Source organism: Pseudomonas sp. B2M1-30, from assembly GCF_025447575.1.
Lineage (GTDB): Bacteria > Pseudomonadota > Gammaproteobacteria > Pseudomonadales > Pseudomonadaceae > Aquipseudomonas > Aquipseudomonas botevensis.
In genome coordinates, this window is the sequence record NZ_JAOEJT010000012.1 from 76,883 (window position 1) to 100,288 (window position 23,406).

Here is a 23,406-nt window from a genome sequence, read left to right on the forward strand (position 1 = left end):
TACGGCTCCTGCAAGGAGGTTGCGCTTACTTGTCGGACTTGATGCTGGTCCACACCCGCGTGCGCACCCGCTCCAGTTTCTGCGGCAACGGCTGCACCACGTACAGGGTTTTCAGCGCCTCGGGGGTCGGTGTCAGGTTCGGGTTGCCGGTGATTTCCTTGTTGATCAGTGGTATCGAATCCTTGTTGGCATTCGGATAACCGAGGAAATCGCTGATCCCGGCGATGACCTTCGGATCGAGCAAGTTGTTGAGGAATTCGTGCGCCTCGGTGACGTTCTTCGCGCTCTTGGGAATGGCGAAGGTGTCGAACCAGATCGGTGCGCCTTCCTTCGGCAAGCGCCAGTCGACCACCACGCCGTTGCCCGCTTCTTTGGCGCGGTTGCCGAACTGATAGAAGCTGCCGGAGTAACCGATCGCCACGCATATGTCGCCGTTGGCGATGTCGGTCATGTACTTGGCCGAGTTGAAGTAGGTCACGTAGGGGCGCACCTTGAGCATCAAATCCTTGGCCTTTTCATAATCGGCCGGGTTCTGGCTGTTTGGGTCGAGGCCCAGGTAATGCAGGGCTAGCGGCAGGATTTCCGACGGTGAATCGAGCATCGCCACGCCGCAGGATTTCAGCTTTTCCATGTTCTCGGGCTTGAATACCAGGTCCCAACTGTCCACCGGGGCGTTCTCGCCGAGCGCAGCCTTGACCTTGGCCGGGTTGAAGCCGATCAGCACCGTACCGACCATGTAAGGCACGCCGTACTGGTTGCCGGGATCGTTGGCGTCGAGCAGTTTGAGCAGCTCGGGATCCTGATGCTTCCAGTTCGGCAGCTTGGATTTGTCGAGTTTCTGGAACACGCCGGCCTTGATCTGGGTATCGAGAAACTGGTTCGACGGCACGACGAGGTCGTAGCCGGAGTTGCCGGTCAGCAGCTTGGCTTCCAGGGATTCGTTGGTATCAAAGGTGTCCCAGGTGACTTTGATGCCGCTTTGCGCAGCGAAATCCTTGGGCACGGACGGCAGGATGTAGTCCGCCCAGTTGTACACCCGCAATTCGCGCTGTTCGGCCTGTACGGCGCTGGCGAGCAGCGTCAGCCCAAAGACAGTGGCGCCCAGAATGCGTTTGATCGTGACCATATTGTTTCCCCGGATGCGGCGTGAGTCGGATGGTTTTTATGTTCTGTACACGGCAGCGGCCAGACGGGTGGCCATGGGTAAGGAGCAGCGGCTGACTCTTGTAGTTTTGCAGGATGGCTCCGATTCTTGCCGAGAGCGCCGCCCGATCACAGTAGGGGGTTGGCCAAAAGGGGATCGAAATGGCCAATTTGCGTGACCGAAAAACACATCACCGCACCAAATACAGAAAACTCTTCACGCTTGGGCTTTCAACGCCCGGGACGTGGACTTGCCTAAACCACTGATGTCGCCTATAGCTTCAATGGCCAACTGCCACTCCTCAAGAAAATGGAATTTGGACGAAGTGTCATGAAAAAAATATTAGCGATACTTGTAGCCAGTTTTTTCCTTCTGCCAGCAGTCGCATTTTCTGGATGGTTTGATAAACATGAACAACTTTCGCTGACAACCAGACTGAGTGACACTTCAACCATTCCTGACGACGCATATTTAAAAATAATCATTGTAGGTGCAAAGCCCGCGATATTGGAAATCTGTAAAGATTCATTCGCCCATGCTTTCGCGAGAAATGTCATTGGCAACAACAGCAATACGCTGATTGTTCTTACATACGATTCCGTACCAATACTAAGGCTGCAATACGATGAAAAAACCAGAACCTGTACAAAAGCGTACATTCTAGAAAAAGACCTCTCCGGCTATACACTATCAACCGATATAGCAAGGCAACATAAATTCAACATCATTTACGCGCATGACGCTGAAGTCAACAATCTATCCAACACATTGAAAAATGGTATCCCACTTTTGGAGATGACTACATCTGTTGGGCCATTGATGTCGTCCCCCATCACCCAGCAAGCTATAACTTATTTTTCCAACGCATTTTCCAATGCTGGCACGACACGAAGTGACTACACAGGCGAGTTCAAACTACCAAATCGTGAAAATCAAACCAAATTGACATTGGACGCAACCATTGGCGTCCAGAAGTTTGTACTGATGGAATTATACATAGAAGTAAAAAAATCCCTATTTGAAGAAAAAAACTACCAATCGGTAATGAACTCAAAACTTGATAACACAGCATCAATCCAGGAAATTCTCAACGCTCGCCGAACAAAAGAAGGTATAAATTTCAAGTCAGGCGACTACTCCATTATAAAAAGCGAATGCAGCTACCTGAAAAACTCATTTCAATCAAAACTAAACTCAATGGATCTGCAAAGACTTCAAGAAGCCTACTTACTCAATAATCACAGGGACAAAAAAATGGGGATTGGCTCGCTTGAACAGTGTTTTGGCTATCCAATCAGAAAGCCAAACGAGCAGCTTACATTTAAGTTTCTTGTAGATGAAGTGTCCTCGGCCGCACCAGATATCGACACTCACTTTTTAAAATTTCTAACCACAGGTGAACACGCAAAAATCCTGACAAAAGATGTAAACTTCCACGATCAGGATACAGATCTTGATATTTCAAGCATGGCAAAATATCTCAAATTGAAAAAATCGACACCTCTTTGCCACAGTTACATTGGCTATCACCAGGTAGCCTTCATGCAAATAATCAACAATAAAAACTATTTTTTGACAGCCTCAATAAATCAGGAGTACAGCAAGCTTGAGGCAAGCAAGGGAAAACTATCAAAAATCAGTAATCTTTCAATTAGCAGAACGCCAGATCCCGACTATGAGAACATCGGAGAAGTAGCTGGGTGCATTAGCAACTGGAGTCAGATTCATCAGTCTGTTAGTTCGCGATAGAAAACATAATGAAGAATTTAATTATCAACCTGACATTACTTTTAGCCACAGTGTCTATCGAAGCACAGGCAGAAAACTTCCCATGGTCTTCGATGCACAAATGCCGCTTGGGTTCTTATGCGTTCCACGGACTTTATCCAGAGGCACTCGGACAAATTGAGCGCCTTCAACTCAAACAGCGAATCACTCAAGCGTGGAATGGGTCGCAAATGAGCAGTAATGTCCATGGTACAGACTCGATTTTGGGTGGAAAGCCTGTTACAGGGGCTATCGATCTGAGCGTTCGGTGCCTCAGTGACGTACAAATAAAAAGCCTGCTCGCAGAACTTGCTGGCAGCGGGTTCATTGCATGGTACAGAAAGGATGGCCTGGACGGCTGGAAAGGGCCCAGTCACATACATGCGGTGTGGGTCCATAGCCCCTTGAAGGCAAGCTTGAAACGACAAGCGATAAGCTGGATGAATCACAAAAACGGGCTGAAATCCGATGCTCCCTACAGCTACTGGCAACCATCAGAAACCATGGTTGAATTCATAAAAGCTCGGTATGAAGCTGCTAATCAGTAAATAGAACCAACCTACCCTTGAAACTCAGTAATGCCCGGACGCTGTCCGGGCATTTGCGTATGAAACAGAGGACAGTCAGTCGGTATAGCCCAACCGCGCCGCCCTGCTCTGCTGACGGGTCTGGCCACGCGTCGCGAGGCAGTAATACAACGGGCACGTGACGATCAGCCCGACCAGCCAGGACAGATCCGCACCGTCCACCAGATTGGCGTAGGGGCCGACGTACAACGAGGTGTTGGCGAACGGCAACTGGACGATGATGCCGATGAAATAGGCAATGATCGCGTGCAGGTTGAAATGTCCGTAGATCCCGCCGTCGGCGCGGAAGATCGAGGCGATGTCGTAGCTGCCGCGCTTGATCAGGTAGAAGTCGATCAGGTTGATCGAGGCCCATGGCACCAGCACCAACAGCAGCGCCATGATCAGGCCGATGAACTCGGAAATGAAGTCTGCCGACGCGCCCAGCGCCACCACGCAGCAACCGGCCAGGATCACGCTCGACAGCACCACGCGCACTTTGATGCTCGGTGTCCACTGGCTGGCGAAGGTCTGGATCGAGGTAATGATCGACAGCACCGCGCCGTACAGATTCAGTGCGTTGTGGCTGATGATGTTGAGCAGGAACAGCACCATCAGAATCGGTCCCAGCCATCCGGTGGACTGCTTGACCGCCGCCATCGCCTCGGTGCCTTCCGGGGTCGCCAGCACCGCCACCGCACCGAAGGTGAACGACAGAATGGTGCCCAGCGTCGCCCCCAGGTAGGTGGCGAAAAACGGCTTGCTGATGCCAATGTCCGCCGGCAGGTAACGCGAGTAGTCGGACACGTACGGCGAGAAACTGATCTGCCAGATGATCCCCAGCGACACGGTCGCCAGCCAGCCGGACAGGTTGAAGCTGCCACGGGTGAAGAAGTCCGCCGGCAGATCATGGCCGAAGATGTAGATGAACCCGGCGAGCAACGCGCTGCCCATCACCCAGGTGCCGATGCGGTTCAGCGTATGGATGAAGTTGTAACCGATGACGCCGATGGCCGTGGCGCTCAGTGCGCCGATCAGAATGCTCAGCGGCGCCGGCACCGATGGCGCGATGCCGACAATGGACTTGCCCGCCAGCACAATGTTGGAAATGAAGAAACCGACGTAGATGATCGCCGCGAAAAACACGATCAGCAGCGCGCCGTAACGACCGAACTGACCACGACTCTGCACCATCTGCGGAATGCCCATGCGCGGTCCCTGGGCCGACGCGAGAGCGATCACCAGGCCGCCGATCATGTGCCCCAGCGCAATCGCCAGCAGCCCCCAGAACAGGTCCAGATGAAACACCTGAACCACCATGGCGCCGGTGACGATGGGCAGTGGCGCAATGTTGGTACTGAACCAGAGCGTGAACAGATCGCGGGCCTTCCCGTGGCGTTCCGCGAGTGGGACGTAATCGACTGTGTGATTCTCGATCAACGGGTCTTGCCGGGACATCTGGGGCATGTGCATGAACTCGAGTTTGTCTGTTCTTATCTTTGTATGAAGCCAAACCAGGGGGCTTTTTCTGCCCCCTCAGGCGAACACCATATTATGGTATTCCAAACTTTGCACAAGACTGATCTGCTGTTTTCATCGACAACTGATCCGCCATCTTCCCGGAATCCGGGGCTGACAGGAGATCAAAAAAGCCCCGTAAACCCTGAGTTTCCGACGAAACGACGCGCTTTATCGTTTCACTGAAAAAGACCTTGCAATCGATGTATTACGGTATACCATCAGACCTACAAACACATAAAAACCCGCTCCACCGCATTCGAGGATTGTCCAATGATCGATGCTGCCATCTACAAACAAGTCATGGGCTCGTTCCCGTCCGGCGTCACCGTCATCACCACCCTGGATGACGACGGCCAGATCGTCGGCCTGACCGCCAGCGCTTTCAGCTCGCTGTCGATGGACCCGGCCCTGGTGCTGTTCTGCCCCAACTACAGCTCCGACTCCTACCCGGTGCTGATCAAGAACAAGCGCTTTGCCATTCACTTCCTGTCTGGCGGCCAGCAGAGCGAAGCCTACGCCTTCGCCCGTAAAGGCAAGGACAAGGCACAAGGCATCGAGTGGACATTGAGCGAACTGGGCAACCCGATCCTGGCCAATGCGACAGCTATCATCGAATGTGAGTTGTGGCGCGAATACGAAGGCGGCGACCACGCCATCATGGTCGGCGCGGTGAAGAACCTGATCGTGCCCGAGCAGAACGCCGGCCCGCTGGTGTATTGCCACGGCAAGATGGGCGCCCTGCCCGCGTTCGCCTGAGCCTGACCACTTCCCTTTACAACAGGCCTGCAAGCGACCGGCCGCCAACAAGAGATCAGAGGTAGCGTCATGAAATTTTCCCTGTTCGTACACATGGAACGCTGGGACGAAAGCGTCAGCCACCGTCAACTGTTCGAAGACCTGACCGAACTGACGTTGATGGCCGAGGCCGGCGGTTTCAGTACCGTGTGGATCGGCGAACACCACGCCATGGAATACACCATCTCGCCGAGCCCGATGCCGCTGCTGGCGTATCTTGCGGCCAAGACCACCACCATTCACCTGGGCGCCGGCACCATCATCGCGCCGTTCTGGCACCCGCTGCGGGTGGCCGGTGAATGCGCGCTGCTCGACGTGATCAGCAACGGGCGGATGGAAGTCGGCCTGGCCCGTGGTGCCTATCAGGTTGAATTCGACCGCATGGCCGGCGGCATGCCGGCCTCCTCCGGCGGCCAGGCGCTGCGGGAAATGGTTCCGGTGGTTCGCGCCCTGTGGCAAGGCGACTACGCCCACGACGGCGACATCTGGAAATTCCCCACCTCCACCAGCGTGCCAAAACCGGTGCAGAAGCCGAATCCGCCGATGTGGATCGCCGCCCGCGACCCGGACTCGCACAACTTCGCCGTGGCCAATGGCTGCAACGTCATGGTCACGCCGCTGATGAAAGGCGACGAAGAAGTCCTCGACCTGAAAAACAAATTCCAGACCGCGCTGGATAACAACCCTGGCGTGCCGCGCCCGCAACTGATGGTGCTGCGCCACACCCACGTTCACGCTAAAGACGATCCGGAAGGCTGGAAGGTCGGCGCCAAGGCGATCTCGCGCTTCTATCGCACCTTCGATGCGTGGTTCGGCAACAAGGAAGTGCCGGTCAACGGCTTCCTCGCGCCAAGCCCGGAAGAAAAGTTCGCCGGCCGCCCGGAGTTCGAACTGGAAAGCCTGCACAAGACCGCGATGATCGGTACGCCGGAAGAAATCATTCCGCGCATCAAGTACTACCAGGAACTGGGCGTGGACGAGTTCAGCTTCTGGTGTGACAACAGCCTGCCCCACGCCGAGAAGAAGAAATCGCTGGAGCTGTTTATCAAGCATGTGGTGCCGGCGTTTCGCTGAGCACCGGGCTGACCGTTGACCCCATGAAAACGCCCCGACGGGTTCGGGGCGTTTTTATCAAGCGTGGCGTCGTTCCGCCGTACCGCCCACCCGGGTCGCCACGTCCTCGGGCGCCAGCACACGGCCATCGGCCGACAACAGTTGGATTTTCCTGATCGGCTTGCGCTTCTGTGCGTCGACCATCACCGACCCCGACTCATCCGTCTCGAACAGAAACTCCCCGCCCCACTGCGACAGCGCAACGATCACGGTCTGCAACGCGCGGCCCTTTTCCGTCAGCACGTACTCTTTATAGGCACTGCCATCGGACGCCGGCACCAGTTGCAGGATGCCCGTTTCAACCAGCCCCTTGAGGCGGGTGCTGAGCATGTTCTTGGCGATGTCCAGGCTCTTCTGAAAATCACCGAAACGGCGAACCCCGTCCAGCGCATCACGGATGATCAGCAGCGACCACCAGTCGCCGATCAGATCCAGCGTGCGGGCAACCGGGCAGATGTTGCCTTCAAAGCTTTTGCGCTTCATTTCAGGTGTCTCCAGCAAAACAGCAAAGTCGATGCGGTTGCATCTTACAACCCTTGATCGACAGCGGCTGCCTTTCCCGACCTGAAACTTAGCACTTGCGTACAAGTGGCCGGCGCACGTTGCGAGGATAGTCAACGCTGCCATCCCGGCATCCGCGATCCCTGACACAAGGAGTTCCCATGAGCACGTTCACCACCCAAGACGGCACCGAGATCTATTACAAGGACTGGGGCAGCGGCAAGCCCGTGTTGTTCAGCCATGGCTGGCCGCTGGACGCCGACATGTGGGAATACCAGATGGAGTACCTGAGCAGCCGTGGCTACCGCACCATCGCCTTCGACCGTCGGGGTTTCGGCCGCTCCGGGCAACCGTGGAACGGTTATGACTACGACACTTTCGCCGACGACATCGCACAACTGATCGAGCACCTGGACCTGCGTGACGTGACCCTGGTCGGCTTCTCCATGGGCGGAGGTGATGTCAGTCGTTACATCGCCCGTCACGGCAGCGAGCGGGTTGCCGGACTGGTGTTGCTGGGCGCGGTGACGCCGTTGTTCGGGCAGAAAGCCGACTTCGCCGAGGGCGTCGACAAAGCGGTATTCGATGGCATCAAGGCTGGTCTGTTGAAGGATCGTGCGCAGTTCATCGCCGATTTCGCTGCACCGTTCTATGGCACCAACCAGGGCCAGAAAGTCTCCGATGGCGTGCTGACGCAAACCCTGAACATCGCCCTGCTGGCCTCGCTCAAGGGCACCGTGGACTGCGTGACTGCGTTCTCGGAAACCGATTTCCGCCCGGACATGGCGAAGATCGACGTGCCGACCCTGGTGATCCATGGCGACGGCGACCAGATCGTGCCGTTCGCAACCACCGGCAAGAAAGCCGCCGAGCAGATCAAGGGTGCCGAATTGAAGGTCTACAGCGGCGCGCCGCACGGTTTTGCCGTGACCCACGCACAACAGTTGAACGAAGACCTGCTGGGCTTTCTCAATCGCTGAGTTCGAAGTGAACTGAGCACCCGAAAAAAGGGACACCGGCACCCTTGTCGGCGTCCCTTTTTTTGTCCACACGCAGGGTCAAGCCATTGACCGGCGCCCCGTATTTACGGGCCTTGCAGGCCTCTGCATCACGTTTTTATCTTCACATCCCAGCTTAATAATATTTTACCGATACCCACCCCCTCCCTAGTCTGATCCCAAGCACAGAGAACAGGTCGACAGCGGCCTGAATCCAACTGCCTCGTGAGAAAGGATTAGAGATGACCACTGAAATAATAAAAACAGACACGCTTGTTGTCGGTGCCGGTCAAGCGGGTGTGGCCATGAGTGAACACCTGAGCAAACTGGGCGTGCCGCACCTGGTTCTGGAGCGCAACCGCATCGCCGAACGCTGGCGCACCGGGCGCTGGGATTCGTTGGTCGCCAACGGCCCGGCGTGGCACGACCGCTTTCCGGGGATGGAATTCGATGACGTCGATCCGGACGGTTTCGCCCACAAGGAGCGCGTCGCCGATTACTTCGAAGCCTATGCGAAGAAATTCAACGCGCCAGTCCGTACCGGCGTCGAAGTGAAGAGTGTGCAGCGTAATGTCGGCCGTCCGGGCTTCACCGTCGAAACGTCCGACGGCGTGATCGAAGCCGCGCGCGTCGTCGCGGCGACCGGCCCGTTCCAGCGTCCGGTGATCCCGGCGATTGCGCCAAAGGACACGCGTCTGTTGCAGATCCACTCGGCCGATTACCGCAACCCGCAGCAACTGCCTCAGGGCGCGGTACTGGTAGTCGGTGCCGGTTCTTCAGGCGTGCAGATCGCCGACGAACTGCAGCGTTCGGGCAAGCAGGTCTACCTCTCGGTCGGCGCCCATGACCGCCCTCCCCGTGCCTACCGCAACCGCGATTTCTGCTGGTGGCTCGGCGTGCTTGGCGAGTGGGATCAGGCCGCGATGAAACCTGGCCGCGAGCACGTGACCATCGCCGTCAGCGGTGCCCACGGCGGTCGCACCATCGACTTCCGGGGCCTGGCCCATCGCGGCATGACCCTGGTCGGCGTGACCGAATCGTTCAACGACGGCGTGGTGACGTTCAAGCAGGATCTGCTCGACAACCTCAAGCGCGGCGACGAGAACTACCTGGCGCTGCTCGATGCCGCCGACGCCTACATCGAACGCAACGGCCTGGACCTGCCGCTGGAGCCTGAGGCGCGGGAAACCTATCCCGATCCTGACTGTGTGAAGCATCCCCTCGCCAGTCTGGATCTGGCCGAGGCCGGCATCACGTCGATCATCTGGGCCACCGGGTTCGCCGTGGATTACGCCTGGCTGAAGGTCGCGGCGTTCGATGCCAACGGCAAGCCACAACATCAGCGTGGGGTGTCCAGCGAGTCGGGCATTTACTTCCTCGGGTTGCCTTGGCAGTCGCGGCGCGGCTCGTCGTTCATCTGGGGCGTGTGGCACGACGCCAAGCACGTCGCCGACCACATCGCCACCCAGCGCAAGTACCTGGACTATCGCGATGCCGGTCAGCGCGAGGCCGCGCACAGCAAAACGGCCGACACCGTCGACGCTTGATCACCCCATTCCGTACCGGCGCCGGTTGCGCCGGGCCAGATTTCGTCAGGAGCTTCACATGAGCCAGCCAACCCACACCCGTATTCGCATGTTCAACACCAAGGACACCTACCCGAACCAGACCCTCGATAACGATTTGTGCCAGGCCGTGCGCGCCGGCAACACCGTGTACGTGCGCGGTCAGGTCGGCACCGATTTCGACGGGCAACTGGTGGGCCTCGGCGACCCGCGCGCGCAGACCGAGCAGGCCATGCGCAACGTCAAGCAACTGCTGGAAGAGGCCGGCAGCGACCTGAGCCACATCGTCAAGACCACCACCTACCTGATCGACCCGCGCTACCGCGAGCCGGTGTATCAGGAAGTCGGCAAATGGCTCAAAGGGGTGTTCCCGATTTCCACCGGGCTGGTGGTGTCGGCGCTCGGTCAGCCGCAGTGGCTGATGGAGATCGATGTGGTAGCCGTGATTCCCGAGTAAGCAGGCGCACCGGGTCGAGCCCTTCGCGGGCTTGCCCGCGAAGGGCTGGTCCAGGCCCCTCGCTCTCAAGTCGAACAGGAGTAAAGACATGACATTTTCCATCGCTGCCCGCTGCCCCGAAACCGGTCAGTTCGGCATCGCCATCAGTTCGTCGAGCATCGCCGTCGGCGCTCGTTGCCCATGGTTGCTGCCAGGGGTCGGCGCGGTCTCGAGCCAGAACATCACCCTGCCGTCCCTCGGCCCGGAAGTCCTCGCGCTGATGGAGCAAGGCCTCGCGCCCGACGCCGCGCTGGACAAGGTACTGGCCCGCAACGGCTACAGCCAGTACCGGCAGATCATCGCGATCAATCACCTCGGCCAGACGGCGCACTTCAGCGGCGGGCAAACCCTCGGCGTACACAACGCCGTGTCCGGCGATCAGTGCGTGGCCGCTGGCAACATGCTCGCCGGACGCGCGGTGATCGAAGCCATGGTCAGCGCATTCGAGGACGGCGAAGGTCAGTTGGCCGATCGTCTGATCAGAGCCCTGCAGGCCGGTCAGGCCCGCGGTGGCGAAGCCGGTCCGGTGCATTCGGCGGCGGTCGTGGTGGTCGGCGAACTGACCTGGCCAATCGTCAACCTGCGGGTGGACTGGGCCGATGAAGACCCGATCGGTCAATTACAACGCCTGTGGGATGCCTACCGTCCGCAATTGCAGGACTACATCGACCGCGCCCTCGACCCGGCCAAGGCGCCGGGTTATGGGGTTGCCGGAGACGATCGATGAGCTCCAGCGTCGAGCTGCTCAGAACGCTGGTGGGCTTCGACACCACCAGCCGCGAGTCCAACCTGCACCTGATCGAGTTCGTCCGCGACTACCTCGCCGGGTTCGATGTGCCGTGCGAGTTGATCTACAACACCGAGCGCAGCAAGGCCAATCTGTTCGCCACCCTCGGCCCGGCCCATCTGCCGGGCATCGTGCTGTCCGGGCACACCGACGTGGTGCCGGTCGACGGCCAGCCCTGGACGCTGCCGCCGTTCGAACTCAGCGAGCGCGACGGCAAGCTGTACGGGCGCGGCACCGCGGACATGAAGGGCTACATTGCCTGCGTGCTGGCGTTGGTGCCTTCGCTGGTCGAGACGTCGTTGCGCCTGCCCGTTCACATCGCCCTGTCCTATGACGAAGAGGTCGGCTGCCTCGGCGTGCGTTCGCTGCTGGCGGCGCTGGAACAACGTCCGGTCAAACCGCTGCTGTGCATCATCGGCGAACCGACGCAGCTCAAACCGGTACTCGGCCACAAGGGCAAACTGGCAATGCGTTGCGATGTCCACGGCCATGCCTGCCATTCGGCCTACGCCCCGAGCGGGGTGAACGCCATCGAGTACGCCGCCGAGCTGATCGGCGAGCTGGGACGCCTTGGCCAACAGCTCAGGGCCGGGCCTCACGACCCGCGCTTCGACCCGCCCTACACCACGGTGCAGACCGGCGTGATCAGCGGCGGCAAGGCGCTGAACATCGTGCCTGCCGATTGCCGTTTCGACTTCGAAGTCCGCGCCCTGCCCTCGCAGGATCCGGCGCAGGTCGCGGAACAACTCAAGGCGTTCGCCGAGCAGCAAGTGCTGCCGCGCATGCGTGCGGTCAGCGAGCAAAGCGAGATCCGCTTCAGCGAGTTGTCGGCGTATCCGGGCCTGGTGACCGATGCACAGAGCCAGGCGGCCGAGCTGATCGCGGCCTTCTGCGGTTCGAAGGATTTCGGCACCGTGGCGTTCGGCACCGAGGGCGGATTGTTTGATGCGGCGGGCATTCCCACGGTGGTCTGCGGGCCGGGCAGCATGGATCAGGGACACAAGCCCGACGAGTTCGTCAGCCTCTCCCAAGTGCATGCCTGCGACGGGATGCTGCAGCGGATACTGGCGTTCATTCGCGCCTGAAATCCGCGAGCGGGCCGTCCCCGAAAATCAGCCAGTCGCCGCCTTCGGCAGCTCGTTTTCAGGGCTGGCGAAGGCGGCTGTCCGAGTGAAATCCAGCGATCCGGCGGCTTACTTTTTTTAGGGCTTGAAGCAACAAAACTACTAATTTATCTCTCCCGATGCATTGCACATGATCGGCTCCAACAAGAAATGCGTCGCCCCGCGCGGCGCTCACTGAAGTACGTCCACGTACTCGTCCTTGCCTTGGAGTTCTCATGTCCAGCTCTGCAACAACCAGCGCACCACTCATTGAAAAACACACGATCGGCTATGTGCCTCCCGAGGATCGCCACGGAAAAGTCCGGGATCTGTTCACCCTCTGGTTCGGTGGCAACATCGCGCCGCTGCCCATCGTCACCGGCGCCCTCGGCGTTCAGTTGTTCCATCTGAATCTGGTGTGGGGCATCGTCGCCATTCTCGTCGGTCACCTGGTCGGCGGCGTGCTGATGGCGCTGCATTCGGCCCAAGGCCCACAGATGGGCATTCCGCAGATGATCCAGAGCCGTGCGCAATTCGGCTCCCTCGGTGCGCTGCTGGTGGTGCTGATTGCCGGCGTCATGTACATCGGTTTCTTCGCGTCCAACATCGTTCTGGCCGGCAAGTCGCTGCATGGCGTGGTCGACAGCGTTCCAGTGCCGGTCGGCATCGTCATCGGCGCCCTCGGTTCGGGGATCATCGGCATCATCGGCTACCGCTTCATCCATGTGCTCAACCGCATCGGCACCTGGGTGCTGGGGATCGGCATCGTGATCGGCTTCGGCTACATCCTGACCCACATCCAGACCGACGACTTCCTCACTCGTGGCAGCTTCAATCTCTCTGGCTGGCTCGCCACGGTGTCGCTGGCGGCGTTGTGGCAAATCGCGTTCGCACCATACGTTTCCGACTACTCGCGCTACCTGCCGGCCAACGTACCCGTGGCGGCGACGTTCTGGACCACGTATCTGGGTTCGGCGCTGGGCTCGAGCCTGTCGTTCGTGTTCGGCGCCGTCGCGGTGCTGGCGACGCCGGTGGGCATGGACACCATGGACGCGGTGAAACTCGCCACCGGCGCCATCGGCCCGCTGATGCTGGTGCTGTTTCTGCTCAGCGTCATCAGCCACAACGCCCTCAACCTGTACGGCGCGGTGTTGTCGCTGATTACGCTGGTACAGACTTTCGCCTACCGCTGGATCCCCACCGCGAAAAGCCGCGCGGTGATATCGATCATCGTCCTCGCCGCCTGCTGTTTCGCCGCCGTCGGCGCCTCGGCGGACTTCATCGGTCACTTCGTCGACATGGTGCTGGTGCTGCTCGTGGTGTTGGTGCCGTGGACTGCGATCAACCTGATCGACTTCTACGCCATCCACAAAGGCCGGTACGACATCGGTTCGATCTTCCAGGTCGACGGCGGTATCTACGGGCGCTACAACCCGCAGGCGTTGCTGGCCTATGCAATCGGCATCGCCGTGCAGATTCCGTTCATGAACACGCCGCTGTACGTTGGCCCGGTGTCGGCACACATCAACGGCGCCGACCTGTCGTGGCTGGTGGGCTTGCTGGTGACGTCGCCGCTGTATTTCTGGCTGGCCAATCGTGACAGTGCCTACCGTCGGCGGTTGTCGAGCGGGAAACTGGCGAGCAGCCTGTAACCGTGCCGCGAAAAAGCCGAAGGCCCTTCATGCGAGGGCCTTCGGCTTTTGTGCGTCTGTGACCATTGATCGGTTAATCGATGGCGGACCAATAAAAACATATTTTGATGCTTAAATTACTCTTGTTGAACATCTCACCTTCGAGGGTGCTGCCATGAACATCAAGATCGCGACATTGCTGTTGATTGCCCTGCTCGCTCAACCGGCCTGGAGCCAGACCGCCCCGCCTGCCTCCCCCACCACGGACTCCGCCGCCCTGACCACGCGCCTCGACTTGCGCGACCTGTGGGGCGAACACATCTTCTGGATCCGCAATTACGCCGTCGCCAATCAGGCCGGCAACCACAAGGCCGCCGACCTTGCGACCAAAGAAGTGGTGAGCAACGCCACTGCCATCGCCAACAGCATCGCCCCGCTCTACGGCCAGCCGGCGGCCGATCAGTTGCTCAAACTGCTGGCCGGTCACTGGGGCGCGGTCAAGCATTACAGCGATGCGACGGTCGCCAGGGACTCCGCCGGCAAACAGGCGGCGGTCAACGATCTGACCTCGAACGCCAAGGCGATTGCCGCGTTTCTGGCCAAGGCCAATCCCTACCTGCCCGAGCCGACCCTGAACGCCTTGCTCAGCGCCCACGGCGGGCATCATGTGGCGCAGATCGATCAATTGGCCTCAAATGACTACGCCGGCGAGGCGCAGACCTGGCAGATGATGCGCACGCATATACTCAACCTCGCCGATGCCTTGACCGGGGCACTGGTCAAGCAGTTTCCGGACAAGTTCCGCTAGCCCACGGGAGGCATGCCGATGCTCGAAGGACTGGGTCGCACCCAACAGGATCTGCTGCACGCCTTGCTCTACGAACCGGCGGGCATGAGCATCGATGATCTGGCCCACAGCCTGGCGATCACACGCACGGCTGTGCGCCAGCATCTGGCAGCCCTGGAGCGCGACGGTCTGGTGATGCGCGGCGGCACGCGCCCCACCGGGCGCCGTCCCGAGCATCTGCATCAGCTGACGGAACAGGCCAAGGAAGCGTTTCCCCGGCAATATCCGCTGCTGGCGAACCTGCTGATCGAAGAGGTCGCAGGCCTGATGGGCGCAGATGCGCTCAAGGACCTGATGCGCAATCTGGGGCGCAAAATGGCGGGTGATCTTGAACACCACGTTGTCGATGAGGCACGGATCGTCGAGCACATGAATCGCGCGGGCTATCAGGCCGAGGTGTTTTTCCGCTCGGCAGACGAGCCGCAGATCGTCGCTCACAACTGCGTGTTCCATCACCTGGCCAAAGTGCATCCGGTGGTGTGCGAACTCGACCTGGCGTTGATCGGCACATTGGGGGGTGGCGAAACCGAACACCTGGAATGCATGCTGCGCGGGGGGAATGTCTGTCGCTTTGCGCTCAAGGCCGAGACACCCCACTCACACGATCAATAGGGCAAGGATATGCTGCAGATACTCGGCAAGGCTTCATCGATCAACGTGCGCAAAGTGCTGTGGACCTGCGCCGAACTGGATATTCCCTTCGAACGTGAAGACTGGGGCTCGGGTTTCAAGTCAACCCACACGCCGGAGTTTCTCGCCCTCAATCCCTGCGCCATGGTGCCAGTGATCAAGGACGGCGATTTCACGCTGTGGGAATCCAATTCGATCATTCGTTATCTGGTGGCACGCTACGACGGCGCACACATCTACCCGACCGAAGCGCAGGCACGGGCGCGCGTCGATCAGTGGATCGACTGGCAGGCTTCGGAGCTGAACCGCTCGTGGTCATACGCGTTTCTGTCGCTGGTACGCAAGTCGCCGGATCATCAGGACAGCGGCGCATTGGTGGCGGGCCGTGAAGCCTGGTCACGGAGCATGGCAATCCTCGACCGGCAACTGGAGAAGACCGGCGCCTACGTCGGCGGCGAGCAGTTCTCGCTCGCCGACATTCCCATCGGACTGTCGGTCAATCGCTGGTTCGAGACACCGTTCGAGCATCCACACCTGCCGGCGGTGAGTGCTTATTACGAGCGCTTGAACCAGCGCCCCGGTTATCGTCGGTATGGGCGCAACGGCACGCCTTGAGGGGTTCCATAAAAAATGCCGGGATCTGTGAAAGACCCCGGCATTGTCGTAAATCCGCTGCTTGTCAGGCCGGCACACCCAGAATGATATGGGACGCCTTGATCACCGCCGTCGCGCTGACACCCGCCGCCAGGCCCAGCTCGGTCACCGCATCGCGGGTCACGATCGAATAGACCTTCGAGCCACCGGCCAGCTCGATCACCACTTCGGCGTTGACCGCGCCATCGGTGACGCTCAGCACCTTGCCTTGCAGGCAGTTGCGGGCAGACAGACGGATGTCGCTGGCTTCGGTCATCAGCATCACCCAGGGCGCCTTGACCAGCGCGACCGCCTCTTTGCCAACCGCGATGCCCAGGCTCTTGAGACTGGCCAGGGTCACCACCGCAACCAGTTTCTCGCCACCCGCCAGGGTCAACACAACTTCGGCGTTGACCGAGCCTTCCTGAACCTGGCTGACCTGGCCTTTGAATACGTTACGGGCACTGACTTTCATGACGGGCGTCCTCTTTTTTTGACTTTCGAGTTAGGAAACGACCTGTATCATCCGGCAAGCGCCCTGTAGATTCAACTACGGCGCGTGCTTCATGCCTGGCACCAGGACCCAAGACATCTGACTCTAGCAGTCAGATCAGCAGGTCTTCATAAAAGGCGCCATACGGAAGCTCGGGATGGGCAATCTGGATTTCCAGAATCCACACGCCTGCGTTCGGCCGGCCCTCGAAATCGCCGAGGTCGCCACCGCGATAAATCGCGTGAGGAAAATCGCTGACCCGATGGCCCTTGATGTCCAGATTCAATTCCCAGCCCATCGCCTGCGCCTGCTCGGCGGCGTAGCGGTAGAGCTCGGTGCCGCAGACGCCCTCGCGCCACAACGCCTCGACACGCACGAATAGTTCTTTGGCCGCCGCAGCACAGGCAATCATTTGTGGATCGGCGCCGGTGGTGAACGTGGCCCCGGCGTCCCCTTCATGCCCCTGCCAGACCACCCCCATGTCGATAAAGAAGATGTCCTCTTCACCCAGCACCGGGTCGCCATCGGAGCGCTGTTTGAAGGTCTTGAGCGTATTGGCGCCGAAGCGGATCAGCAGCGGATGCCAGATCCGGTCCATGCCCAGTTGCGCAAGAATCTGTTTGCCCTGGGCCTGCGCTTCGGACTCGAGCATGCCGGGTTTGATCACCCTGGCAATTTCGTCGACGGCTTTCCAGGTCAATTGCTGGGCATGACGCATGCTCTCCAGCACAAAACGTTCGCCTACCGCTTCTTTGCCGCTCAGGGCCGTGCTCATCGCTTTTTCCTTGTACTGATCTGCAGGGATGAAACGCTATATAGATTTGTATATTGCGATACTAACCGAGCGATGACACAAGGTGTCAATCAACTCTGTTCCCGCACCACTCCCCGCGCCTCCAACAACTGCACGAAACTGCTCAGACTGCGCGACACCATCCCCCGCCGCCACACCAGCCAGGTGGTCAGGAAACGAAAATCCGCCGCCAGCGGCCAGACGCTGACGGTCGCGCACCCCGGCATGCTCTGCAGCATTTTGCGCGGCATCAAGGCCAGACCCGCGCCGGCGCTGACGCAGGCGAGCATGCCGTGGTAGGACTCCATTTCGAAGATCTTGCCGGGCACCGCGGCGTCGGTGCTGAACCACTTTTCGAAATGATGACGGTAGGAGCAGTTCGAACGGAACGCATAGATGCTCGCACCGTTCACATCCGCCGCGCGCTGGATCGGCGGGTGATTGAGCGGCGCGATGATGACCATTTCCTCCTCGAACGCCGGCACGCCCTCCAGCGACGGGTGCAGCACCGGGCCGTCGACGAAGGCAGCCGCGAGTCGGCCGGACAGCACGCCGTCGATCATCGTCCCGGACGGGCCGGTGGACAGGTCCAGATCGACTTTCGGGTGCTTCTGGTTGTACGCCGCCAGTAATTCGGGGATACGCACCGCCGCTGTGCTTTCCAGCGAGCCGAGGGCAAACGCGCCTTGCGGTTCTTCGCCAGCCACGGTGGCCCGGGCTTCCTGCACCAGATCGAGAATCCGTCGCGCGTATTCGAGAAAGCTCCAGCCGGCCGGCGACAAGCGCAAGCGGCTCTTCTCGCGAATGAACAGATCGACGCCCAGATCCTGTTCAAGCTGCTTGATCCGCGTGGTCAGGTTCGACGGTACGCGGTGGATCTGCGCCGCCGCCGCGCTGATGCTGCCGTGCTCGGCAACGGCCTTGAAGATTTCCAGCTGCACCAGATCCACAGTCATTCTCCAATCGTGAAAGAAACGATCTTTATTATTCAGTTTCCAGAAAACAAACACCACCCTACTCTAGGCTCATCCACTGAACACGCAGGACGACGCCATGAGCCAGATTTCCAGCCAGACCCACGCCATCTCGATCAACCCGACCACCGGTGAACAGATCGGCCACTATGCGTTCGAGTCCGCCGAAGCCCTCGATGCCGCGCTGACCCGTGCCTCCTTCGCTTTCAACAAGTGGAAGCGCAAGCCGCTGCAGGATCGCTCCCGCGCCCTGAGCGCCCTCGCTGGCGCCCTGCGTGAAGGCGCCGAAGCCATGGCCACCATGATTACCCTGGAAATGGGCAAGCCGATCGCCCAGGCCCGTGGCGAAATCGAGAAATGCGCCAAGCTCTGCGAATGGTACGCCGAACACGGCCCGGCCATGCTCGACGCCGAATCGACCCAGGTCGAAGACGGCAAGGCCCGCATCGAATACCGTCCGCTCGGCCCGATCCTCGCGGTGATGCCGTGGAACTTCCCGATCTGGCAAGTGCTGCGCGGCGCCGTGCCGACACTGATCGCCGGCAACACCTACGTGCTCAAGCATGCGCCGAACGTGATGGGCAGCGCTTACCTGCTGCGCGACGCCTTCACCCGTGCCGGTTTCGCTGAAGGCGTGTTCGAAGTGATCAACGTCACCCCGGAAGGCGTTTCCACCGCGATCGCCGACCCACGCATCGCCGCCGTGACCCTGACCGGCAGCGTGCGCGCCGGCATGGCGATCGGCGCCCAGGCAGGCGCCGCGCTGAAAAAATGCGTGCTGGAACTGGGTGGCTCCGACCCGTTCATCGTGCTCAACGACGCCGATCTGGACGCCGCCGTACAAGCGGCGGTGATCGGTCGTTACCAGAACTCCGGTCAGGTCTGCGCCGCCGCCAAGCGCCTGATCGTCGAAGAAGGCGTGGTCGAGGAATTCACCCGCAAATTCGTCGAAGCCACACGCAAACTGAAAATGGGCGATCCGTTGTCCGCCGATACCTACATCGGCCCGATGGCCCGCTTCGATCTGCGCGACGAACTGGACCAACAGGTGCGCGATACCCTTGAAGAAGGCGCAACCCTGCTGCTCGGCGGCGGCAAGGCTGAAGGGGCCGGCAACTACTACGAGCCGACCGTACTGGCCAACGTCACCGACCGCATGACCTCGTTCAAACAGGAACTGTTCGGCCCGGTCGCCTCGATCATCACCGCCCGCGATTGCGCCCATGCCGTGGCCCTGGCCAACGACAGCGAATTCGGCCTGACCGCGACGATCTACACCGCCAACGTCGAGCTGGCGCAGCAACTGACCAGCGAGCTGGAAACCGGTGGCGTGTTCATCAACGGTTACTCCGCCAGCGACCCGCGCGTGACCTTCGGCGGCGTGAAGAAAAGCGGTTTCGGCCGCGAGCTGTCGCACTTCGGTGTGCGCGAGTTCTGCAACGCGCAAACCGTGTGGCTGGATCGTCACTGATCCGATGAAAATGAAAAGCCCGGCGGCATCATGCCCCCGGGCTTTTTTCATTCTCGATGCCTGACTTATGCCGCCGCCTCCTGCGGTTCCGTAACGGCCCGTTTGCCACTCAACAACCCCAGCACCACAGCCGCCGACGCCAGGGTAATGATTGTCAGGATGTGCAGCAGATACTGAAACGCCGAGGCATAACCCTGCACCAGCCGCTCATTGGCCAGACCCGGAACACGGTTGATGGCATGCGCCATATCGCCGGTGGTGACCCGGTGGGCCGTCTCGGCAATCAGCGCCGCGTCAGCACTGTCAGCCACCGCCTGCACGGCACTCGACAGATCGCTGTGCAACAGCGAAGCCAGAATCGCCGCAACACTCGCCAGTGCAATCCCCTCACCCGCCACCCGCACCGTGCCGAAGATCCCGGCGGCCATGCCCGCGCGCTCTTTCGGCACCACGCTGATCGACAAACCGTCCATCAAACCCCACGGCAAACCGCTGCCGATCCCGATCAACACCATCGGCACCACCAGGGCATATTTCGGTTCGCCGACGTTGTACAGACTCAGCCAGTGCAGGCCCACGGCGGCAATCAGAAAACCGCCGCCCGATAACAGGCCCGCCGATACATAACGCGTCAGCGAGGCAGCAAGCATCGGCACCACCAGCATCGGCGCGGACAACGCCAGCAACAGCAGGCCGGCATCGATTTCACTCAAACCTTCCACGCCGATAAAGCGCAGCGGCAGCATGACCACCAGCACGATGTAGCAATAGCACGTGCCGATCGGCAGCATCTGTACGCCGATAAATCGCGGGAAGCGGAACAGGGTCAGGTCCAGCATCGGCCGCTCGACGCGCATTTCGATGATGACGAACAGCACCAGCAACAACGCCGAAGCCGCCAGCAAACCCACCACCAACGGGCTGCCCCAGCCACTTTCCGGGGCTTGAATGATGCCGAACGTGAACAACGCCAGCATCGTGCTGAACGTGACGGTGCCCGGCCAGTCGAGGCCCGAGGCTTGTGGATCGCGGGTTTCCCGCATGCGCGGCAGACCGAACACCATGGCGATCACGCCAATCAACGCGGTGAAGACAAAGATCGCCCGCCAGTTGAACGCTTCGATCAGCGCCCCGGCCAGCAACGGCCCGAACGCCAGGCCGATGCCGAACGTGGTGCCGAGCATGCTGTACGCACGCGTCCGCGCATGACCCTCAAACTCCTGTGCCAGCGCCGCCGAACCACTGGCAAGCGCCGCAGCACCGGCCACCCCTTGAATCGCTCGCAGCGCATCCAGCCAGAACACCGAAGGCGCCAGGCTCTGGGCAATCGACGCGCCAGTAAACAGCAGCATGCCGAAAGCGAACAGACGCTTGCGCCCGTAGACGTCGGCCAGCGCCCCCGCCGCCATCAGCAGACTGCCGAACGACAGCATGAACGCATTGGTGATCCAGGTCAGCGCCACGGGACTGCCGCCCAGGTCTCGACCAATGGCCGGCGTCGCCACCGCGCCACCGGTAAAACTCAAGGGAAGGACCAGTGCCGACAGGCAGATGCCGCGAGGATCAGCAGCTTGTCGCGCTCGATCCGGTGTTGAGAGACAGTTGTCATGAATTCGTCCGATGAAGAAAAAATAACGTCAGGCAGGCTGCGATCGCTTGATCGCGCAAAGCACTCAGCCTGTGGCAGCTCCTGCGGGTTATGTATCACTCCTTGAAATCGGTAGACAGCGCCAACGCCTGCCACTCGGCCAACTCCTGCGCCACCAGCCGGTTCTTCGCTTCGATCCGCGCGATGGTGTCGCTGCCCAGCGCCAGGCGCTGCGGCGGACTCGACGCGTTGACCAGCGCCAGCATGGCTTCGGCGAACTTCACCGGATCGCCGGGTTGCGCATGGTTGGCGGCCTCGGCGAACTGACGCATTTTGCCGACCGTTTCGTCGTAGTCCGGCAACACCAGGGCCGTCTTGATCAGCGATTGTTCGTCGAGGAAGTCGGTGCGGAAGAAGCCCGGTTCGACCACCGTCGCATGAATGCCCAACGGTGCCAGTTCCTGATGCAGCGCTTCAGTGATGCCTTCCACCGCAAATTTGGTCGAACCGTAGACGCCCCACCCCATGTAGGCCTGATAGCCGCCAATCGACGAGATATTGATCACCCGACCACTGCGCTGGGCACGCATGTGCGGCAGCACCGCGCGGGTCACGTTGAGGACCCCGAACACGTTGGTGGCGAACAAGCGCTCGGTTTCGCTGGCACTGGTTTCCTCCACCGCGCCCAGCACGCCAAAACCGGCATTGTTGATCAGCACATCGATGCGGCCGAAACGCTTGATGCCCTCCGCCACCGCTTGATGCGCCTGGTCTTCGCGGGTCACGTCCAGGCGCACCGCCAACAGGTTCGGGTGATTGCCCAGGCGGGCGGTAATGTCTTCAGGTTTGCGAGCAGTGGCGATGACAGCGTCGCCAGCACGCAGGGCGTGTTCTGCGATGAGGGTGCCAAAACCACGGGAAGCTCCGGTAATCAGCCAAGTACGCATTTCAACTCCTCCTGTCTGCGACCCTTGGCGTGGTTGCCGGGCCTTCTCGATCAGTTGAAGCGACTGTAAAGCCGTGTTACTGATGTGATAATCCCAACAAAATTACATGGCTTTGTGAAACCTGCTCACAAATGAGACATTCGAATGAAGAACCCTTCGGCCGCTGACCTGTCGATCTTCCTGTGCATCGCCCAGCATCTGAACTTCAGCCGTGCGGCGGTTGAACTGGGTCTGACGCCCTCGGCCCTCAGCCATTCGTTGCGCGCTCTGGAAAATCGCCTTGGCGTGCGCCTGTTCAACCGCACCACCCGCAGCGTGGCCCTGACCGAGGCTGGCGAGCGTCTGTACGCGCGATTGAAACCGGCGTTCCGCGATATCGATGACGCTCTGGAAGACCTCAACCATTTTCGCGACAAGCCCTCGGGCAATCTGCGCATCACCTGCGGGCGTCAGGCTTGCGAACTGGTGCTGTTGCCGATTGCCAGCGAATTCTTGCAGGTATTTACCGATATCCGCCTGGAAGTGGTCGAAAGCGACGCCCTGCTGGACATCGTCGCCACGGGTTTCGATGCCGGGGTGCGCTTCGGTGATCGGCTGGAAGCCGACATGGTGTCGCTGCCGATCGGCCCGCCCCTGCGCTCGGTAGTGGTGGGTTCACCGGCGTTTTTCGAGCGGTATGCAACGCCGCACAAGCCTGAGGACCTGCATGGCATTCCGTGCATTCGCCATCGTTTCCCCAGCGGTTCGCTGTACCGCTGGGAATTCGAACGCGGCGGCATCGAACAGGACATCGAAGTGAACGGCCCACTGACCCTGGGCGACGTCAGCCTGATGGTCGGCCCGGCGCTGCAAGGCCTCGGATTGGCCTACGTGTTCGAGGACATGGTCAAGGAACACCTGAACACCGGGCGCCTGGTGCAGGTGCTGGCCCACTGGTGCCCGTACTACCCCGGCCTGCACCTGTATTATCCGAGTCGACGCCATGTCCCGGCGCCGCTCAAGGCCTTCATCGACTTCGCCCGGGAACGCCGAAACGGATAACC

At 60.1% G+C, this 23,406-nt stretch carries 22 protein-coding genes and 1 pseudogene; 15 read left to right on the forward strand and 8 right to left on the reverse strand.

The genetic code is table 11. From position 1 onward, the window contains the following. Nucleotides 1-25 precede the first annotated feature (25 nt). Entirely contained in the window at nucleotides 26-1,126 is a 1,101-nt protein-coding gene (locus tag N8H74_RS21660; protein WP_262150147.1) for a polyamine ABC transporter substrate-binding protein, read from the reverse strand. Nucleotides 1,127-1,474: 348 nt separating this feature from the next. On the opposite strand from N8H74_RS21660, the gene N8H74_RS21665 reads away from it, so the two are divergent. Continuing rightward, nucleotides 1,475-2,893 (forward strand): hypothetical protein, encoded by a 1,419-nt coding sequence (locus N8H74_RS21665; RefSeq protein ID WP_262150149.1) that lies wholly within the window; start codon nucleotides 1,475-1,477, stop codon nucleotides 2,891-2,893. A gap of 8 nt (nucleotides 2,894-2,901) precedes the next feature. Then, the gene (locus N8H74_RS21670; protein ID WP_262150151.1) at nucleotides 2,902-3,459 is read left to right on the forward strand and encodes a hypothetical protein; all 558 of its coding nucleotides are present in this window, start codon (nucleotides 2,902-2,904) and stop codon (nucleotides 3,457-3,459) included. Nucleotides 3,460-3,534: 75 nt separating this feature from the next. Here the strand turns inward: N8H74_RS21670 and N8H74_RS21675 are convergent, their stop codons facing one another. After that, nucleotides 3,535-4,944 carry a cytosine permease gene (locus N8H74_RS21675; protein ID WP_262150153.1) on the reverse strand — a complete coding sequence of 470 codons (1,410 nt, stop codon included), beginning with the start codon at nucleotides 4,942-4,944 and terminating at the stop codon, nucleotides 3,535-3,537. A 324-nt stretch (nucleotides 4,945-5,268) separates the two neighbouring features. Between N8H74_RS21675 and N8H74_RS21680 the strand changes: the two genes are divergently transcribed. Together N8H74_RS21680 and N8H74_RS21685 are read left to right on the forward strand one after the other, a co-directional pair. Next, on the forward strand, nucleotides 5,269-5,754 hold the full coding sequence (locus N8H74_RS21680) for a flavin reductase family protein (protein WP_217833127.1): 486 nt from the start codon (nucleotides 5,269-5,271) through the stop codon (nucleotides 5,752-5,754). A 69-nt stretch (nucleotides 5,755-5,823) separates the two neighbouring features. Continuing rightward, nucleotides 5,824-6,867 carry an LLM class flavin-dependent oxidoreductase gene (locus tag N8H74_RS21685; RefSeq protein WP_217833125.1) on the forward strand — a complete coding sequence of 348 codons (1,044 nt, stop codon included), beginning with the start codon at nucleotides 5,824-5,826 and terminating at the stop codon, nucleotides 6,865-6,867. Nucleotides 6,868-6,924: 57 nt separating this feature from the next. On the opposite strand, the gene N8H74_RS21690 is transcribed toward N8H74_RS21685, so the two are convergent. Continuing rightward, nucleotides 6,925-7,389, reverse strand: coding sequence for a helix-turn-helix domain-containing protein (locus N8H74_RS21690; protein WP_217833123.1), 465 nt, complete (start codon nucleotides 7,387-7,389; stop codon nucleotides 6,925-6,927). A gap of 179 nt (nucleotides 7,390-7,568) precedes the next feature. Here N8H74_RS21690 and N8H74_RS21695 point away from each other — a divergent pair, with 179 nt between their 5' ends. The 9 genes from N8H74_RS21695 (at nucleotide 7,569) to N8H74_RS21735 (ending at nucleotide 16,079) form a co-directional block, all read left to right on the forward strand. Then, nucleotides 7,569-8,387, forward strand: a complete 819-nt coding sequence (locus tag N8H74_RS21695) for an alpha/beta hydrolase (protein WP_262150155.1) — start codon at nucleotides 7,569-7,571, stop codon at nucleotides 8,385-8,387. A gap of 260 nt (nucleotides 8,388-8,647) precedes the next feature. After that, the gene (locus N8H74_RS21700) at nucleotides 8,648-9,952 is read left to right on the forward strand and encodes an NAD(P)/FAD-dependent oxidoreductase (protein ID WP_262150157.1); all 1,305 of its coding nucleotides are present in this window, start codon (nucleotides 8,648-8,650) and stop codon (nucleotides 9,950-9,952) included. Between the two features lie 58 nt (nucleotides 9,953-10,010). Beyond that, nucleotides 10,011-10,427, forward strand: a complete 417-nt coding sequence (locus tag N8H74_RS21705) for a RidA family protein (protein WP_217833118.1) — start codon at nucleotides 10,011-10,013, stop codon at nucleotides 10,425-10,427. Nucleotides 10,428-10,515: 88 nt separating this feature from the next. After that, nucleotides 10,516-11,193 (forward strand): DUF1028 domain-containing protein, encoded by a 678-nt coding sequence (locus N8H74_RS21710; RefSeq protein ID WP_217833116.1) that lies wholly within the window; start codon nucleotides 10,516-10,518, stop codon nucleotides 11,191-11,193. After that, nucleotides 11,190-12,338, forward strand: coding sequence for an acetylornithine deacetylase (argE, locus tag N8H74_RS21715; RefSeq protein WP_262150160.1), 1,149 nt, complete (start codon nucleotides 11,190-11,192; stop codon nucleotides 12,336-12,338). Before N8H74_RS21710 ends, argE begins: the two co-directional genes overlap by 4 nt. A gap of 254 nt (nucleotides 12,339-12,592) precedes the next feature. Further along, a complete protein-coding gene (locus N8H74_RS21720; RefSeq protein ID WP_217833113.1) occupies nucleotides 12,593-14,008 on the forward strand; it encodes a cytosine permease in 1,416 nt (471 codons plus the stop codon). A 154-nt stretch (nucleotides 14,009-14,162) separates the two neighbouring features. Continuing rightward, the gene (locus N8H74_RS21725; protein WP_262150162.1) at nucleotides 14,163-14,795 is read left to right on the forward strand and encodes a hypothetical protein; all 633 of its coding nucleotides are present in this window, start codon (nucleotides 14,163-14,165) and stop codon (nucleotides 14,793-14,795) included. 18 nt (nucleotides 14,796-14,813) lie between these two features. Continuing rightward, the gene (locus tag N8H74_RS21730; RefSeq protein ID WP_262150164.1) at nucleotides 14,814-15,446 is read left to right on the forward strand and encodes a MarR family transcriptional regulator; all 633 of its coding nucleotides are present in this window, start codon (nucleotides 14,814-14,816) and stop codon (nucleotides 15,444-15,446) included. Between the two features lie 9 nt (nucleotides 15,447-15,455). After that, complete coding sequence (locus tag N8H74_RS21735; protein WP_262150168.1) at nucleotides 15,456-16,079, forward strand: glutathione S-transferase; 624 nt, start codon at nucleotides 15,456-15,458, stop codon at nucleotides 16,077-16,079. A 64-nt stretch (nucleotides 16,080-16,143) separates the two neighbouring features. Here the strand turns inward: N8H74_RS21735 and N8H74_RS21740 are convergent, their stop codons facing one another. The 3 genes from N8H74_RS21740 to N8H74_RS21750 form a co-directional block, all read right to left on the reverse strand. Then, nucleotides 16,144-16,572 (reverse strand): TOBE domain-containing protein, encoded by a 429-nt coding sequence (locus tag N8H74_RS21740; protein WP_217833107.1) that lies wholly within the window; start codon nucleotides 16,570-16,572, stop codon nucleotides 16,144-16,146. A gap of 130 nt (nucleotides 16,573-16,702) precedes the next feature. Beyond that, a complete protein-coding gene (locus N8H74_RS21745; RefSeq protein ID WP_262150170.1) occupies nucleotides 16,703-17,365 on the reverse strand; it encodes a M24 family metallopeptidase in 663 nt (220 codons plus the stop codon). 89 nt (nucleotides 17,366-17,454) lie between these two features. After that, nucleotides 17,455-18,333 (reverse strand): LysR family transcriptional regulator, encoded by an 879-nt coding sequence (locus tag N8H74_RS21750; protein WP_262150345.1) that lies wholly within the window; start codon nucleotides 18,331-18,333, stop codon nucleotides 17,455-17,457. A 103-nt stretch (nucleotides 18,334-18,436) separates the two neighbouring features. Between N8H74_RS21750 and N8H74_RS21755 the strand changes: the two genes are divergently transcribed. After that, nucleotides 18,437-19,828, forward strand: coding sequence for an aldehyde dehydrogenase family protein (locus tag N8H74_RS21755; protein WP_262150172.1), 1,392 nt, complete (start codon nucleotides 18,437-18,439; stop codon nucleotides 19,826-19,828). A gap of 65 nt (nucleotides 19,829-19,893) precedes the next feature. Here N8H74_RS21755 and N8H74_RS21760 read toward each other — a convergent pair. Next, nucleotides 19,894-21,437, reverse strand: a pseudogene (locus N8H74_RS21760) (MFS transporter). A 95-nt stretch (nucleotides 21,438-21,532) separates the two neighbouring features. Further along, on the reverse strand, nucleotides 21,533-22,363 hold the full coding sequence (locus N8H74_RS21765; protein ID WP_262150174.1) for an oxidoreductase: 831 nt from the start codon (nucleotides 22,361-22,363) through the stop codon (nucleotides 21,533-21,535). Nucleotides 22,364-22,507: 144 nt separating this feature from the next. Between N8H74_RS21765 and N8H74_RS21770 the strand changes: the two genes are divergently transcribed. Further along, a complete protein-coding gene (locus tag N8H74_RS21770; protein ID WP_262150176.1) occupies nucleotides 22,508-23,404 on the forward strand; it encodes a LysR family transcriptional regulator in 897 nt (298 codons plus the stop codon). The last annotated feature ends 2 nt before the right edge of the window (nucleotides 23,405-23,406 follow it).